The sequence below is a fragment of the Ensifer sp. GW821-FHT05G01 genome, assembly GCF_059419585.1.
This window is the reverse complement of the sequence record NZ_JBWKSC010000010.1, coordinates 1-15,287: the sequence shown is the minus strand read 5'-3', so window position 1 is coordinate 15,287 and position 15,287 is coordinate 1. Positions and strand designations below refer to the sequence as shown.

At 60.8% G+C, this 15,287-nt stretch carries 11 protein-coding genes and 3 tRNA genes; 9 read left to right on the top strand and 5 right to left on the bottom strand.

The window, feature by feature from the left end; genetic code table 11:
• Positions 1-80: 80 nt before the first annotated feature.
• Positions 81-2,906: an Rne/Rng family ribonuclease gene (locus AC07UR_RS22460; protein ID WP_209791279.1), complete on the bottom strand. Its 2,826-nt coding sequence runs from the start codon at positions 2,904-2,906 to the stop codon at positions 81-83.
• Positions 2,907-3,745: 839 nt separating this feature from the next.
• On the opposite strand from AC07UR_RS22460, the gene AC07UR_RS22455 reads away from it, so the two are divergent.
• The 3 genes from AC07UR_RS22455 to prfB all read left to right on the top strand — a co-directional run bounded on the left by AC07UR_RS22455 (position 3,746) and on the right by prfB (position 8,949).
• Positions 3,746-4,909 (top strand): N-acetylmuramoyl-L-alanine amidase, encoded by a 1,164-nt coding sequence (locus AC07UR_RS22455; protein WP_412728392.1) that lies wholly within the window; start codon positions 3,746-3,748, stop codon positions 4,907-4,909.
• A gap of 356 nt (positions 4,910-5,265) precedes the next feature.
• Positions 5,266-7,719, top strand: a complete 2,454-nt coding sequence (locus tag AC07UR_RS22450) for a penicillin-binding protein 1A (RefSeq protein ID WP_173419725.1) — start codon at positions 5,266-5,268, stop codon at positions 7,717-7,719.
• 98 nt (positions 7,720-7,817) lie between these two features.
• Positions 7,818-8,949 (top strand): peptide chain release factor 2 gene (gene prfB, locus AC07UR_RS22445; protein WP_209791280.1). Its coding sequence is split into 2 segments (ribosomal slippage): positions 7,818-7,886 and positions 7,888-8,949, totalling 1,131 coding nucleotides; the frame shifts between segments, so codons are not numbered across the junction.
• A 170-nt stretch (positions 8,950-9,119) separates the two neighbouring features.
• Here prfB and AC07UR_RS22440 read toward each other — a convergent pair.
• Complete coding sequence (locus tag AC07UR_RS22440; protein ID WP_209791281.1) at positions 9,120-9,629, bottom strand: hypothetical protein; 510 nt, start codon at positions 9,627-9,629, stop codon at positions 9,120-9,122.
• Positions 9,630-9,742: 113 nt separating this feature from the next.
• Entirely contained in the window at positions 9,743-10,516 is a 774-nt protein-coding gene (locus AC07UR_RS22435) for an NAD kinase (RefSeq protein WP_209791282.1), read from the bottom strand.
• A 159-nt stretch (positions 10,517-10,675) separates the two neighbouring features.
• On the opposite strand from AC07UR_RS22435, the gene AC07UR_RS22430 reads away from it, so the two are divergent.
• A tRNA-Thr gene (locus AC07UR_RS22430) sits at positions 10,676-10,751 on the top strand.
• 179 nt (positions 10,752-10,930) lie between these two features.
• Here AC07UR_RS22430 and AC07UR_RS22425 read toward each other — a convergent pair.
• Complete coding sequence (locus AC07UR_RS22425; protein ID WP_209791283.1) at positions 10,931-11,872, bottom strand: LysR family transcriptional regulator; 942 nt, start codon at positions 11,870-11,872, stop codon at positions 10,931-10,933.
• Between the two features lie 140 nt (positions 11,873-12,012).
• On the opposite strand from AC07UR_RS22425, the gene AC07UR_RS22420 reads away from it, so the two are divergent.
• On the top strand, positions 12,013-12,633 hold the full coding sequence (locus AC07UR_RS22420; protein WP_209791284.1) for an FMN-dependent NADH-azoreductase: 621 nt from the start codon (positions 12,013-12,015) through the stop codon (positions 12,631-12,633).
• Between the two features lie 129 nt (positions 12,634-12,762).
• On the top strand, positions 12,763-13,059 hold the full coding sequence (locus AC07UR_RS22415; RefSeq protein WP_209791285.1) for a hypothetical protein: 297 nt from the start codon (positions 12,763-12,765) through the stop codon (positions 13,057-13,059).
• Between the two features lie 171 nt (positions 13,060-13,230).
• Here AC07UR_RS22415 and AC07UR_RS22410 read toward each other — a convergent pair whose 3' ends face one another.
• Complete coding sequence (locus tag AC07UR_RS22410; RefSeq protein WP_209791286.1) at positions 13,231-14,106, bottom strand: TrmH family RNA methyltransferase; 876 nt, start codon at positions 14,104-14,106, stop codon at positions 13,231-13,233.
• 219 nt (positions 14,107-14,325) lie between these two features.
• On the opposite strand from AC07UR_RS22410, the gene AC07UR_RS22405 reads away from it, so the two are divergent.
• The 3 genes from AC07UR_RS22405 to AC07UR_RS22395 all read left to right on the top strand — a co-directional run.
• Positions 14,326-14,410, top strand: a tRNA-Tyr gene (locus tag AC07UR_RS22405).
• A gap of 23 nt (positions 14,411-14,433) precedes the next feature.
• Positions 14,434-14,507 (top strand) — tRNA-Gly (locus AC07UR_RS22400).
• 271 nt (positions 14,508-14,778) lie between these two features.
• Positions 14,779-15,287, top strand: a 509-nt coding sequence (locus AC07UR_RS22395) for a GTP-binding protein (RefSeq protein WP_209791287.1), incomplete at its 3' end; no start/stop codon positions are given.

Here is a 15,287-nt window from a genome sequence, read left to right as displayed (position 1 = left end):
TTTGTCACCAGCCCCAAACGAAAAAAGCCCGGACCAAGCAAGGTCCGGGCTTTTCTGTTCTTCCGAAGGTCAGTCGCGGCTTAGAAGAAGCCGCGGCGCTGCCACCATCCGCCCTTCTTGGGCTTGGACTGGTCCTCTTCGGTGCTTTCGTTCTTGTTCGTGACCGTCGAGGTCAGCACCGGTTCCGATGCAATCGTCGACAGGTCGCGGTTGGCACGGGCAGGCTTGCCTTCTTCGAGGTCGGCGGCCGCCTCTACGATTGCTTCCGGTACCGGCTCTACCGCGACTTCCGGCTGTGCCTCGACCGCGCTCTGTGCAGCCTCGTCGGCGCTGGCCACAGGCTCGTCGGCCTTGACGGCCTTCTTGCGTGTGCGCTTCGGCTTGGCGGCCTTCTCGACGACCGGTTCCACCTCTTCCGCTACGATCTCGGCTTCGGCAATCACAGCGACCGCTTCAACCTCGGCTGTTGCAGGGGCTTCGACGTCGCCTTGCTCGTCGACCTCGTCGTCAGCGGATGCAGCAGCCTGCTCTTCGCCTTCGACTTCACCTTCGCCCAGTTCCGGACGGTTACGGCGGCCACCGCGCTTGCCGCGACGACGGCGCTTGCGCTTCTGTTCGCCGTCGGCTGTCAGCGCATCCGCATCGTTTTCGTCCTCGTCGCCATCGGTCTCCGTGGCGTCATCGCCTTCGTCTGCGGCATCGGCGTCCTGTGCGGTAGCACCGTCGGCCTGTTGGCTGCCCTTGCCACGACGACGGCGGCGACGCTTGCGCTTGCGGCCGTTCTGGTCGTCAGCCTGGGCAGCAGCCTTCGGCTGTTCCTGGCGCTGCTCGACGACCACTTCTTCTGGTTCTTCCTCGTCGAGATCCTCTTCGATCACGATGTCGTCGTCTTCTTCGGGCTCCGGCTCGAAGTGCAGGATCTGTTCGATCTTGACCGGGTTTTCGACCGGTTCGCCGCGGTCGATCGCAAAGTGCTGCGCGCCGACATGGGCGTCAGCCTCGATGATGATCGAGACGCCGAAGCGCTGTTCGTAATCCATGATCGTGCTGCGCTTCTGGTTGAGCAGATAGAGCGCGATATCGGGGATCGTGCGAACGGTGATGTTGTGCGTGGTGTTCTTGAGCAGGTGCTCTTCGATGCCGCGAAGGACATGCAGCGCGACCGAAGACTGCGAGCGGACGTGGCCCGTGCCGTTGCAATGCGGGCAGGTCTGCATCGTCGATTCGAGTACCGAGGCGCGGATGCGCTGGCGCGACATTTCGAGCAGGCCGAAGTGCGAGATGCGGCCGACCTGGATGCGGGCGCGATCGTTCTTCAGGCAATCCTTCAGACGCTTCTCGACCGAGCGGTTATTCCGCTTTTCTTCCATGTCGATGAAGTCGATGACGACGAGGCCTGCAAGGTCGCGAAGGCGCAGCTGGCGCGCAACTTCTTCGGCGGCTTCGAGGTTCGTCTGAAGTGCCGTGTCCTCGATCGAATGCTCGCGGGTCGAACGACCGGAGTTGACGTCGATCGAAACCAGAGCTTCCGTCTGGTTGATGATGATGTAGCCGCCCGACTTCAGCGTCACCTGCGGCTGCAGCATGCGGTCAAGCTGCGCTTCGATACCGGAACGCGAGAAGATCGGATGAACGTCGCGGTAAGGCTGAACCACCTTGGCGTGGCTCGGCATCAGCATCTTCATGAAGCCCTTGGCTTCCTTGTAGCCTTCCTCGCCCGAAACGACGATCTCGCTGATGTCCTTGTTGTAAAGGTCGCGGATCGAGCGCTTGATCAGGCTGCCTTCCTCGTAAACGAGGCAGGGTGCCGTGGAGTTGAGCGTCAGCGTGCGGACGTTCTCCCACAGGCGCATCAGATATTCGAAGTCGCGCTTGATCTCCACCTTGGTGCGGTTGGCACCGGCGGTGCGCAGAATGACGCCCATGCCCTGCGGCACTTCGAGGCCACGTGCGATTTCCTTCAGGCGCTTGCGGTCCTGCAGGTTGGTGATCTTGCGGGAGATGCCGCCGCCACGAGCCGTGTTCGGCATCAACACCGAGTAACGGCCAGCGAGCGACAGGTAGGTCGTCAACGCTGCGCCCTTGTTGCCACGTTCTTCCTTGGCGACCTGGACGAGCAGGATCTGGCGGCGCTTGATGACTTCCTGGATGCGGTACTGCTTGCGCGGCTTGCGCACGTGACGATCCGGAACCTCTTCCATTGCATCTTCGGCGCCGACGGACTCGATGATTTCCTTCTCGCCATCGTGGCTGTCGTCATCATCGTCGTCGTCATCGCGGCGTCGGCGGCTGTCGACGTCTTCCGAGATCGAATCGGTGTCGACCATGGCGGCCATCTCGCCACCATTGCCTTCTTCGCCGGCGTCCGCCTCTTCGGTTGCTGCAGCGGCTGCAGCGGCCTCTTCGGCGATCTTCGCCTTGGTCCGGCGCGGGCGCTTCGGCTTTGCCTTGGGCTTTTCGGCCGGCGCTTCCGCCTCGACGACTGCTTCGGCTGCAGTCTCGGTCACTTCCGTGACAACTTCCGTTTCGGCGGCAATTTCCAGATCAACCGGAACGCTGAGCGCGGGCTGTGTCGGCGTTGCCGTTTCGACGTGTTCGATGTCGTCGTCGCGGCGCGCTTCTTCGGCTTCCGCCTTCAACAGCGCCTGCCGGTCAGCCAGCGGAATCTGATAGTAGTCGGGATGGATTTCGGCAAACGCCAGGAACCCGTGGCGGTTGCCGCCGTAGTCGACGAAGGCCGCCTGGAGCGAAGGCTCCACTCGCGTTACCTTTGCGAGGTAGATGTTGCCGCGTATCTGTTTCTTGTGTTCCGATTCGAAGTCGAATTCTTCTATGCGGTTCCCGCGAACGACAACGACGCGCGTCTCTTCAGAGTGAGACGCATCGATAAGCATTTTCTCTGCCATCTAAGTTGTGCTCCTCGACGCGACAGCGGAACGGGCGGCAGACGTTCTTCCATGGGAAGACTGCCACTCGCGTCAGTTGGTGCGTCGGATGTGAAAGGTCCTGTCTGGTGCAGGTGATGGTGCAGCAGCCAGATGGCAGCCGGAACGGTTACGTTCCGGGGCCTCTCTACTTCTGACCGATACCGCTGAGTCAACATCAATGACCAAACAAGAATGCCAATGTCAAAGGTCTCATAAAGACCCGATGAATGCGCCCGCTTGCGGGCTTGCCGGTGAAAAAATCACCGCTAAGAACTCCGGCCACCGCCGGAAATTTGCGATCCAGTGTACGGGGAGGAAATGCAGCGACGGCGGATGAACACCTTGCGGCCGCGGAAAGATGATACGGTTTCAACCGGCAATTCCGGCTCGATCACTCCCTGGCGCCAAGCTCTGGAATGCTCCGGCTGCCCGGCCGACGATTCTATCCCGTCAACACTTTCTCCTTGTGATGCTTTTATGTTTTCTATGTCACATTGGCAAGGGAAAAGCCTGTGCCGCCACAATAATGATCGATTCGCTTGCCCCGGTAGAGTAGGTCGGGGAACAGCGAATCGTATGCTTTGTCCGCGTTGCTTAAGGAGCGCTGTCAAGCTTTGGTTAACCATAAGGGTTCATTGATCAAGGGATGTCGCGGTGTGCGCGGGCGGATGCCTGGCGCGTTGACCGCTCGGATTTCGTGTATTGACGGAGAAACCGGGGTGAAGCCTTCGGCTGTTCATAGGGACGCTTCACTGTTGTCAGCACTGCTGCGCGGTGGCGCGCGTGTTGTGGCCTCAGCGTTCGTTGCAGGGGCATTGATGGTGCCTGGACCGGTGGCGAATGCGGCCGAGCCCGCGCCATTGCTGGCATTCGGCGCACGGGTTGCCGGCGACGACGCACGCACGCGCGTCGTCGTCGAGTTCGATCGGAAGCCCGACTTTTCGATCCATTACGTGGCTAACCCGATACGGGTCGTCGTCGATCTGCCGGAAACCGCCTTTGGTCTGAAAGCCGAGAGCCTTGAGCCGAGGGGATTGTTCGAGGCCATCCGCTATGGCGGCATGGGGGCTGGCAGTTCTCGCCTCGTGCTATCGGCAAAGGGGCCGGTCGCGGTCACCAACGCCGAGGTCATCGAGGAGGAGGGCGGCAAGAGCTATCGCCTGGTCATTGATGCCGAGAAGGTCGACCAGCCCCGCTTCGATGCGCTCCTGGGTGATCAGCAATGGACGGGTTCCGTTGTCGCGGCAAAAACAGACAGGCCGACAATTGCGCCCGCGGAAAAGGGTAGCGCCTTCGTGATTGCAATCGATGCCGGTCATGGCGGCATCGACACTGGAGCGATCGGCGGAGCCACCAAGACCGAGGAAAAACATGTCACGCTTGCCTTTGCGCAGGAGCTGGTTGCCACCCTCAGCCGTGAAAGCGGCATCGAAGCCTTTCTGACGCGCGACAAGGATGTCTTCCTGTCATTGCCGCAGCGGGTGCAGATCGCCCGCAACAAAGGCGCCAATCTGTTTATTTCGATCCACGCCGATACGCTCAAGCAGAAGGATATTCGCGGCGCCACCGTCTATACGATTTCCGACAAGGCCTCCGACCATCTGGCGGCCGACCTGGCGCAACGCGAAAACCTCTCGGACGAGATCGCTGGCGTACCGCTCCAGAGCGAGCCGGCGGAAGTCGCCGATATCCTTATCGATCTGACACGCCGCGAAACCCAGGCTTTTTCGGTCAATATGGCGCGCACCGTGGTGTCGTCCTTCGAAGGACAGATCAATCTCATCAACAATCCGCACCGTCATGCGGGCTTCCGAGTGCTGCAGGCGCCAGATGTTCCCTCAATCCTGCTCGAGCTCGGTTTCATGTCGAACAAGGACGACGAGAAGCTGCTGCTTGATCCGGAATGGCGAAAGAAAGTATCCGGTCTTCTTGCTGTTGCCATCAAGCGCTATCGTGATCAGGCCGTTGCAAACGGCGGCTAAGGTTTAGCCGCGACAAGCTGTTTGACGGCGTGGCATAGGAAGTGATTTGTGTCGCCCCGGTAACAGCGATATGCTTTTCAACAGGATGCGCACTCGATAATCGGTAACAAGCCCTATTTTACGCACAATCCGGGACCTATCCCGAATTGCGCCCGGATTTGTTGGGAAACAGTGTTGATGCCCGGTGCCCCTCGCCATATGAGGAGCTGGGTGGGCGCGCGTAGCTGCGATGCCAGATGATTTCTGATGGAAGCGTTTGGCCAGGCCGACGGAATGCGGACCGATGGGACGGGAAGCGTCCTTATCGGTTCCGCGGCCTGGCAATTGGACGATAATAAGGTACCGGTATCTGACTGATGATCAGACTGATTGGATATTTCTTCGGGATTGGTGCGTTTTTGCTGCTCGGCGTGGCTGCGGCCGCGGCGCTTTATTTGGGCGTTGTCACCAAGGACTTGCCTGACTATGAGGTGCTGGCGAAGTATTCGCCACCAGTGACGACGCGCTTTCATGCCGGTAACGGCGCGCTGATGGCGGAGTACGCGCGCGAGCGGCGCCTCTATCTGCCGATCCAGGCGATCCCGGACCGCGTCAAGGCGGCGTTCATTTCCGCTGAAGACAAGAATTTCTATCAGCATCCCGGCGTCGATATCACCGGCCTGGCCCGCGCCATCGCCGTCAACCTCCAGAATTTCGGATCAGGCCGCCGCCCTGTCGGCGCGTCGACGATCACCCAGCAGGTGGCCAAGAACTTCCTGCTCTCGTCGGACCAGACGATCGACCGCAAGGTCAAGGAAGCGATCCTCTCCTTCCGCATCGAGCAGGCCTATAGCAAGGACCGCATTCTCGAGCTCTATCTCAACGAGATCTTCTTCGGCCTCAATTCCTACGGCATCGCCGGCGCGGCGCTCACTTATTTCGACAAATCGGTGACGGAACTGACGATCGCCGAGACGGCATACCTCGCCGCGCTGCCGAAGGGCCCTGCAAACTATCATCCTTTCCGCAAGGCGGATGCTGCGATCGAACGGCGCAATTGGGTCATCGACCGCATGGTCGAGAACGGCTACGTCAGCAAGACCGACGGCGAAGATGCAAAGAAGCAGCCGCTCGGCGTCAATCCGCGCCGCGGTGGTGCGCATCTCTTCGCATCCGATTTCTTCGCCGAGGAAGTACGCCGGCAGATCATCCAGAAATACGGCGACAACGCCCTTTATGAGGGTGGCCTTTCGGTTCGCACCTCGCTCGATCCACGCATGCAGATCGCTGCGCGCAAGGCGCTGCAGGACGGGCTGCTCAGCTATGACGAGCGTCGCGGTTTCCACGGCCCGGTCAAGTCGATCGAGATCGGCGGCGACTGGGGCGAGCCGCTCGGCAAGGTCGTTGCCCTGGCCGACGTGCCGGAATGGAAATTGGCGGTCGTGCTCTCGGCCGATGGCCAGGGTGTCGAAATCGGCATCCAGCCGGACAAGGAAGCGTCCGGCAAGATCATCGCCGAACGCGTGACCGGTCATATCTCCGCCAAGAACATGCAGTGGGCCTATCGCTCCGCTGGTGGCGAACGCAAATCCGCCAAGTCGCCGGAAGGCGTGCTGGGCCCGGGAGACGTCGTCTATGTCGAGCCTCTGGCGGAAAAGGGCGAATATCGCCTGCGTCAGCCGCCAAAGGTTCAGGGCGGCCTCGTCGCCATGGATCCCCAGACCGGCCGCGTGCTGGCGATGGTCGGTGGCTTCTCCTACGGTCAGTCGGAATTCAACCGCGCGACCCAGGCGATGCGCCAGCCGGGGTCCTCGTTCAAGCCGTTCGTCTATGCGGCAGCGCTTGACAACGGCTACACGCCCGCGTCGGTCATTCTCGACGCTCCGATCGAAATCGTCGCCGGTGGCCAGGTCTGGCGCCCGGAAAACTATGGCGGTGGCTCTGCCGGCCCGTCGACGCTGCGTCTCGGCATCGAGAAGTCTCGTAACCTGATGACCGTTCGCCTCGCCAACGACATGGGCATGAACATCGTCGCCGAATATGCCGAGCGCTTCGGCATCTACGACAAGATGCCGCCCTTGCTGGCGATGTCGCTCGGCTCGGGCGAGACCACCGTCCTGCGCATGGTTTCGGCCTATTCGGTTCTTGCCAATGGTGGCAAGCAGATCAAGCCGTCGCTGATCGACCGGATCCAGGACCGCTACGGCAAGACGATCTTCCGTCACGAAGACCGGACCTGCGACAATTGCAATGCAGGGGATTGGGCAGAGCAGGAGGAGCCTGTGCTGACCGACAACCGCGAGCAGGTTCTCGACCCGATGACCTCCTACCAGATCACCTCGATGATGGAGGGTGTGGTCCTGCGCGGCACCGCCGCCGGAAAGATCAAGCTCGATCGCCCGGTCGCCGGCAAGACCGGTACCACAAACGACGAAAAGGACGCCTGGTTCGTCGGCTACACCCCTGACCTCGTTGCAGGCCTTTACCTCGGTTTCGACAACCCGGCCCCGCTCGGCAGGGGTGCCACCGGCGGCAGCCTTGCGGTGCCGATCTTCAACAACTTCATGCAGGAAGCCGTGAAGGGCTCGCGTCCCGGCAAGTTCGTGGTGCCGGAAGGCATGAACATGATCGCCGTCAACCGCAAGACCGGCATGGCCGCCTATGAGGGCGAGCCGGACACCATCATCGAAGCCTTCAAGCCCGGAACCGGTCCGGCTGACACTTTCTCGGTCATCGGTGGCCTCGACCAGTACGTGCCGCCGGAGGAGATCCTCAAGAATTCTCCGCAGGCCAACCAGGCCGTCACCTCCGGTTCCAACGGCCTGTTCTAGGCCCTATACTTCGTCTCGCAATGCCCGCCGCCTTTACATCAGCGGCGGGCATCGCTATTTGACGCTCACGTTAAATCGGGTTCACAAGAAGCAGGATCATGCGCAGCGAAATCGAGAACATTGTCGACGAAATCAAGCAGGCCATAAGCCTGCTGAGGAGGCATCTTTGACTGGGATCAGGCGGTAAGACGACTGGACTGGTTGAACAACAAGGCGGAAGATCCGTCGCTGTGGAATGATGCTGCCGAAGCGCAGAAGCTGATGCGCGAGCGCCAGCAGCTTGACGATGGCGTCAACGGCTTGCGCCGCTTCGAGCAGCAACTGCGCGACAACATCGAACTGATCGAACTCGGCGAGGAAGAGGGCGACGCTGCCATCGTTGCCGACGCAGAACAGGCGCTGCGCGAACTGCGCAACGAAGCGGCCAAGAAGCAGGTCGAGGCGATGCTGTCGGGCGAAGCCGATCAGAACGACACCTATCTCGAAGTGCACTCCGGTGCCGGCGGCACTGAAAGCCAGGACTGGGCCAACATGCTGTTGCGCATGTACACCCGCTGGTCCGAGCGCCAGGGATACAAGGTCGAGCTGATGGAAATTCAGGACGGCGAAGAGGCTGGCATCAAGTCAGCAACGCTGTTGGTCAAGGGGCACAATGCCTATGGCTGGCTGAAAACGGAATCGGGCGTTCACCGCCTGGTTCGTATTTCGCCTTACGACAGCAACGCCCGTCGCCACACGTCGTTCTCGTCGATCTGGGTTTACCCGGTTGTCGACGACTCGATCCAGATCGACATCAACGAGAGCGATTGCCGCATCGACACCTATCGCTCGTCGGGTGCCGGCGGCCAGCACGTCAACACGACCGACTCGGCCGTGCGTATTACGCACATGCCGTCCGGCATCGTCGTGCAGTGCCAGCAGGAGCGCTCGCAGCACAAGAACCGGGCCAAGGCCTGGGACATGCTGCGTGCCCGCCTTTACGAATCGGAACTGAAAAAACGCGAAGACGCGGCCAACGCCGAAGCGGCTTCAAAAACCGATATCGGCTGGGGCCACCAGATCCGCTCCTACGTGCTGCAGCCCTACCAGCTGGTAAAGGACCTGCGCACTGGTGTCGAGAGCACGGCGCCGGGTGACGTGCTCGACGGCGAGCTGAACGAGTTCATGGAGGCTGCCCTTGCCCACCGCGTGAGCGGCGGCGCGGATGCCGCAGTGGACGATTTGAACTAGCGTCGAGTGCAGGCGGGCCTTACCTGCCTGGCGAAACGAATACGAGACGATAAAGGCCGGGTGTTTGCATCCGGCCTTTGTCTTTGGCGTCTAACGCATCGGAATTTCTCGCAGGCGCTCCGCTCGTGGCGCTGTTAGAGGACCGCTGCGGAGTTGTTGGGAGACATGGCTCAGTTCGATGCCCGCTCGACCTTGATGTCGCCGAGATCGTCGATCAGCACCGTCCAGGTTTCCGGTTCGCGGGCAGCGGGATCGGTCTTCAAATAGACGGTCGCGAACATGCCGGGCTGTGCGGTAACGCCCGTCGAGGTTTCCGGCCGGATGTCGGTGACATAGGCCTTCAGCGACGAAAACTCCTCGAGTTCGGCGGAGGAGACGACTTCCGGTCCGGCAGGTGTCGCCGCGATCTGCTGCAGGTGGATCTGCGCCGTGCCGTCCTGTTGCCGAAGGGCGATCAGCTTGTAATAGCCGCGCCGTGCGCCGTCGGCACTCCGCGGCTCTGTGGGTGTTTGCGCCTGCTCACCGTTCGGGTCCAGTGCCGAAAGCGGATCGCCGCTTTCTTCCCAATAGCCGGTACTGGTGACGAAGGTCACTTGCGGCGAAACCACATTCGCATCCTCGGCATGGGCGCTCGCGCCGGTCGTGGCGATAAGAAGCGCAAGGAGGAGGGGCTTGTGCATCGCTTTTGATTTCCTGTTCGAACCGCGACGCGGTGGATTTTCTAACGTTGATCCTTCGCCGGGCGCCCGGCGAACGCCGAAATCATACCATATCGTGCGTTGAGACCGGCTGCTCAATTGGAAAACTGCTCTGCGAGGATGCGGTCGGACCAGGAGTGATCGGGATCCGAGAGGATGCGGGCGGTCATGTTCTCCGATTCGGCGATGCGTACCTTCGCCACCGACTTGACTTCCTGGTGGTCGGCAACGGCGTTGACCGGCCGCTTGTCAGCCTCGAGGATCTCGATCTCGACCGTTACGTGGTTTGGCAGCAGGGCGCCGCGCCACCGACGCGGACGGAATGGGCTGACGGGCGTGAGTGCCAGAAGAGGGGCTTCCAACGGCAGGATCGGTCCATGCGCCGAGAGATTGTAGGCGGTGGAGCCGGCGGGTGTGGCCAGCAGCAAGCCATCACAGGTCAACTCTTCAAGCCGGGTCTTGCCATCGATGACCACACGCAGCTTGGCTGCCTGGTAGGATTGCCGGAACAGATAGACTTCGTTGATGGCGAGCGCCTTGAACGTTGCGCCTTGACCGTCGGTGGTCTGCATCTCCAGCGGACGAAAGGCATTTTCCACCGCGTTGCAGATGCGCGCTGTCAGATTTTCAGTGCTGTAGCGGTTCATCAGAAAGCCGACCGATCCCCTGTTCATGCCGTAGACGAGCTTGCCCGAGTTCATCGTCTGGTGCAGTGTCTGCAGCATGAAGCCATCGCCGCCGAGCGCGACGATGACGTCGGCTCTATCGGCATCATGGTCGCCGTAAATCGCCTTCAGATCTGCCGCCGCCTTTTGCGCCTCTTCAGCGGGTGAGGCAAGGAACGCGAGTGAAGTGAACGTGCGGGCCATGAATTTTCAGTCCGTTCAACAGGTTGGGCATCGCCGCGGTGGCCGAGCCTAGGCTTCGTTTCTGGCACGACGTGGCGCCGAACGCATCTGAAAAATTGGGAGAATTCGCAATTTTGCTTTACACGCTGTGAGATTGTGATAACTCCCACCGCTGAAAGTGCCCTTATAGCTCAGTTGGTAGAGCACCTGATTTGTAATCAGGGGGTCCCGGGTTCGAGTCCTGGTGGGGGCACCACTTTTTCCCGATAGCTATTGAATTCGTAAGGCCGCGATCCGGCATATAGGCGATGGCTGCTGAGCGCCCGCGCGGTCAGCCGTCGGAACGCTTGGCGCACCCTAACGCGCGCCGGGCGATATCGTCTGGTGATGCGAAGCGCTGCGCCTTGCAGTGCTTGTCTGCAACTGCTTGCGCGCTCAAATCTCGAACGACCCGGCTCCCTTGGGAACAATCTCGCGGCATTTCTGCATGGCGTTCAGGAGATTGTCGGCCAGATAGTCGATCAGGGCGCGGGTCGCCGGTAGCATGCCGTGACGCGAGGGGAAAACGAGGTGAACGACGACGTCGCCCGAACTCCATTCGGGAAGCACCGGAGCAAGCACGCCGGCCCGGAAGGCACGTTCGCAAATGTGGTCAGGCAGAAGCGCCACCCCCATGCCTTCGATGGCCGCACGTTCCAGGATGAGAAAATCGCTGCAGCCGATGATCGGTCGGTGCGAAATTTCGGCGGTGTTTCCTTCCGTATCGACCAGGCGCCAGACATCGGTTGCGTGGCTCTCGTTCATCGACAGTGTCGGCATTTCGCCGAGAGTGTCGATCGTGACGTCGTCGAAGCGGGTGAGCAGAGTGGGGCTGGCCGCAAGCCTTTGGCGAACCTCGCCGAACCTGCGGATGATCAGCTGATTGTCGGTGTCGAGCTGATCGCGGGCTCGCAGCGCCACGTCGATCCGCTCCTCGATCAGGTCGATCCTCCGGTTGGTCGCCGTAATCAGCAGACGGACGCCGGGGTAGCGGCGGTGAAACGCCGGCAGAATATCGGCGAGCATCGGTGTGAAGCCGAGCGGGCAGGCGAGGCGGACCGTGCCGGTCGGCTCGGCCCTGACGGCTGCGATCTCGGCTTCCGCGACTGCGACGCCATCGAGCAGGCTCTGGCAATGCTCATAGAAGACCCGGCCGATCTCGGTGACGCGAAGCTTGCGCGTCGAGCGTTCCAACAGTCGCACACCAAGCTGCTCTTCGAGGCGTGCCACGTGTTTGCTCAGCTTGGATTTGGGTATATTCAGATCGCGCGCCGCCGCACTGAAACCGTTGTTGCGCACGACGGCAGCGAAGAGGGCGAGGTCGTTCAGGTCCTGCATCTGTTTTTCGTCTCCCGCCGCGGTATCCGGGTTTCATTGTTTCCATTTGGAAACAGTATGTCAAATAACCGCGGACTTATCGCGCGATTGTTTTCAAATCATATGTGATGCACCGCAACGCCAACACAAAGGTGCTTCCCATGAACGTCCTTCACATCGACTCGGGTATCCTCGGTGATCACTCCGTCTCCCGTCGCCTGACAGCCGCTATCACCGCCCAGATCCAGGCAGACCGCCCGGATGCCAACGTGACCTACCGCGATCTCGCATCCAGCCAGATCCCTCATCTGACTGGCGCACAGATCATGGCACCTGCCGATCTCGCCGGCATCGATGCCGGCCTCGCTGCCGAAGTCACGATCGGCCGCGAGATGCTCGAGGAGTTCCTGGCCGCCGACACGGTCGTCGTCGGCGCTCCGATGTACAATTTTTCCATCCCGAGCCAGCTCAAGGCCTGGATCGATCGTCTGGCTGTCTCCGGCAAGACCTTCCGCTACACCGAATCTGGCCCGGAAGGCCTCGCCAAGGGCAAGAAGGTCATTGTCGCCTCCACCCGCGGCGGCCACTATTCTGCCGGCCCGGCTTCGGCCATGGATCACCAGGAAGCCTACCTGAAGACGGTCTTCGGCTTTTTCGGCATCACCGACGTTGAGTTTGTCCGCGCCGAGGGCCTGAACCTCAGCGCCGATTCCAAGCAGTTCGCGATCGCCGAAGCTGAAAAGACCATTGCCGAAGGCACCGTTCTTCGCCTGGCCAGCTAAGTCAAGAGTTCAGCGGATCACGTCAGTGGTTCGATGAAGGGGCGTTGGCCCCCATTGCGGACGGTGCCGGTTGCCATGCAGCCGGCATTGTCCGTTTCCGCGTCGGTATTTCTGTATTATAATGTGCTCATGAGAGACTGGCGGAGAAGGCCCTTGGCTGTCATCGCTGCGGTGGTCGCGCTTACGACCGCCGGTGCAGCATATGCGTCTCCGCCTGATGCTGGCTGCACGTGTCGCAATCGCGACGGCTCCAAATATGAACTCGGCCAGACAGCCTGTCTGCGTGTGGACGGGACTTCCTATCTCGCGCGCTGCGAGATGAACCTCAACGTCACCACCTGGAGGAAGCTGCGCGAGGGGTGCCCGACCGCGAGCAATCAGAGCCGATGGCTTCGTACTGGCGAAGACGCGGTGACGCGGTTTTGACGGCTGCAAGAAGGCGCTGAGGCTGTGTATCGGCGCTCGATGTCGCCGCGTCGTGCGACCGGTCGAATCGATCGGTCGCGCCCATCAGAAGGTATGTTCGGTCAGAAAATCCCCCGGCTCTTCGTCCGGAGGATTCTGCAGGCGTTCGGCGGCCTTGAAAGGCCGAACTGCTCACTTGCTCAGGAACTGACGGGCCGCATACATGGCGATCGCTGCTGCATTCGAGACGTTGAGCGACTTGATTGCGCCGGGCATGTCGAGCCGGGCGAGAGCCTTGACTGTCGAGCGGGTCTTCTGCCTGAGACCCTTGCCCTCCGAGCCAAGCACCAGCGCGACCTTGCCGCCGGCAAACGTGCCCTCGAGCGGCTCCGGTCCTTCCGAATCAAGGCCGATCGTGTGGAAGCCGAGGCGGTGCAGTTCCTCGATCGTGTCGGCAAGATTGGTGATCTGGATATAGGGGATCATTTCCAGGGCGCCGGAAGCCGACTTTGCCAGAACGCCTGATTCGGTCGGGCTGTGGCGAATGGTGGTGATCAGGGCGCCGGCATCGAATGCGACGGCCGAGCGCATGATCGCACCGACATTGTGCGGATCGGTCACCTGGTCGAGCACGAGAATGAGTTGGCATTCGCTGAGTGCTTCGAGCTTGCGCAGCGGCAGCGGCTTGGTTTCGAGCATCACGCCCTGGTGGATCGCGTCAGGACCGAGAATCTTGTCGAGATCCTGTGGCGCCACGTTCTCGACCGGGAAGGGGAGTTCTGACACTTCGCCGAGTTCGAGCCTTGCGGCTGCGTTCTGCGTCACGCACAGGCGAACGATCTTGCGCGACGGGTTGTCGAGTGCTGCACGAACCGTATGAAGGCCATAGAGCAGCACCTGTTCGGGCGCGAGCGCTGGCGGCTTCCAGTCGCCGGGCTGTTTGCGCCAGCGATCCTGCTTGGGTGTCGGGATCTCCCCGCGCTCGCGCTTGGCGTCGCGGTGGGCGCGTCTGAGGGTGGCGTAATGGGTGTTCTTGGCGCTCTTGTCGCCGATGTCATCTTTGCTCATGTCCGCCTTATAGAGCGCTTCTTGTGACCTGGGAATGGAATTCGATGGCAGTGGATAAAACGGGCCTGCGGAGAAATTCCCAAAAATTTCCGTTTAGGCGTGTTGACAGGAGCAAGGCGGGCCGTCATATACCCCCCGCAGAACGAGAGGCGGCCACGACAAATTGCTGGTTGTCTCACGATCTCAAATGCTTGGTCGACTTGATCCCGACAGAATAATGGAGGGATGCCCGAGTGGTTAAAGGGGACGGACTGTAAATCCGTTGGCTTCGCCTACGTTGGTTCAAATCCAACTCCCTCCACCATTCTGCTTCTGGATCGAAGGCCCGCGGGTATAGCTCAATGGTAGAGCAGCAGCCTTCCAAGCTGAATACGCGGGTTCGATTCCCGCTACCCGCTCCAGCAGCGCCGACACATTCCCACTGTTAATGCTCCGTTTCAACTGCCCTTCGTAAACTGTTGTTTGCGCTTTTCTCACGCAGCCAGGCGGTTCGCGAATCGGCCCGACTTGCATCCCGGATGCGCCGTTCTTACATGGCGGTATGAAATGGCCACCGTGGCCGGTCCGGGCGCACGCAATTAAGTCTTGCGCAAATCCCTTGAAACCCTTAAACGGCTCCACAAACCGGCCCCGCCGGCTGATCAATCATACTTGACCACAGGAAACGTACCCATGGCAAAGAGCAAATTTGAGCGCAACAAGCCGCACGTTAACATTGGCACGATTGGCCACGTTGACCATGGCAAGACGTCGCTGACCGCAGCGATCACGAAGTACTTCGGCGAGTACAAGGCGTACGACCAGATCGACGCTGCTCCGGAAGAAAAGGCCCGTGGTATCACGATTTCGACGGCTCACGTTGAGTATGAGACGCCGAACCGTCACTACGCGCACGTCGACTGCCCCGGCCACGCCGACTACGTCAAGAACATGATCACCGGTGCTGCGCAGATGGACGGCGCGATCCTGGTTTGCTCGGCTGCTGACGGCCCGATGCCGCAGACCCGCGAGCACATCCTGCTTGCTCGCCAGGTTGGCGTTCCGGCAATCGTCGTGTTCCTCAACAAGGTCGACCAGGTTGACGACGCCGAGCTTCTCGAGCTCGTCGAGCTTGAAGTTCGCGAACTTCTGTCGTCCTACGAATTCCCGGGCGACGACATTCCGATCATCAAGGGTTCGGC

Bases quoted from the DNA above. Each gene is read 5' to 3' on its own strand.
- AC07UR_RS22460 (WP_209791279.1), bottom strand. From the start codon at position 2,906: ATGGCAGAGAAAATGCTTATCGATGCGTCTCACTCTGAAGAGACGCGC.
- AC07UR_RS22455 (WP_412728392.1), top strand. From the start codon at position 3,746: ATGGTGCCTGGACCGGTGGCGAATGCGGCCGAGCCCGCGCCATTGCTG.
- AC07UR_RS22450 (WP_173419725.1), top strand. From the start codon at position 5,266: ATGATCAGACTGATTGGATATTTCTTCGGGATTGGTGCGTTTTTGCTG.
- AC07UR_RS22440 (WP_209791281.1), bottom strand. From the start codon at position 9,629: ATGCACAAGCCCCTCCTCCTTGCGCTTCTTATCGCCACGACCGGCGCG.
- AC07UR_RS22435 (WP_209791282.1), bottom strand. From the start codon at position 10,516: ATGGCCCGCACGTTCACTTCACTCGCGTTCCTTGCCTCACCCGCTGAA.
- AC07UR_RS22425 (WP_209791283.1), bottom strand. From the start codon at position 11,872: ATGCAGGACCTGAACGACCTCGCCCTCTTCGCTGCCGTCGTGCGCAAC.
- AC07UR_RS22420 (WP_209791284.1), top strand. From the start codon at position 12,013: ATGAACGTCCTTCACATCGACTCGGGTATCCTCGGTGATCACTCCGTC.
- AC07UR_RS22415 (WP_209791285.1), top strand. From the start codon at position 12,763: ATGAGAGACTGGCGGAGAAGGCCCTTGGCTGTCATCGCTGCGGTGGTC.
- AC07UR_RS22410 (WP_209791286.1), bottom strand. From the start codon at position 14,106: ATGAGCAAAGATGACATCGGCGACAAGAGCGCCAAGAACACCCATTAC.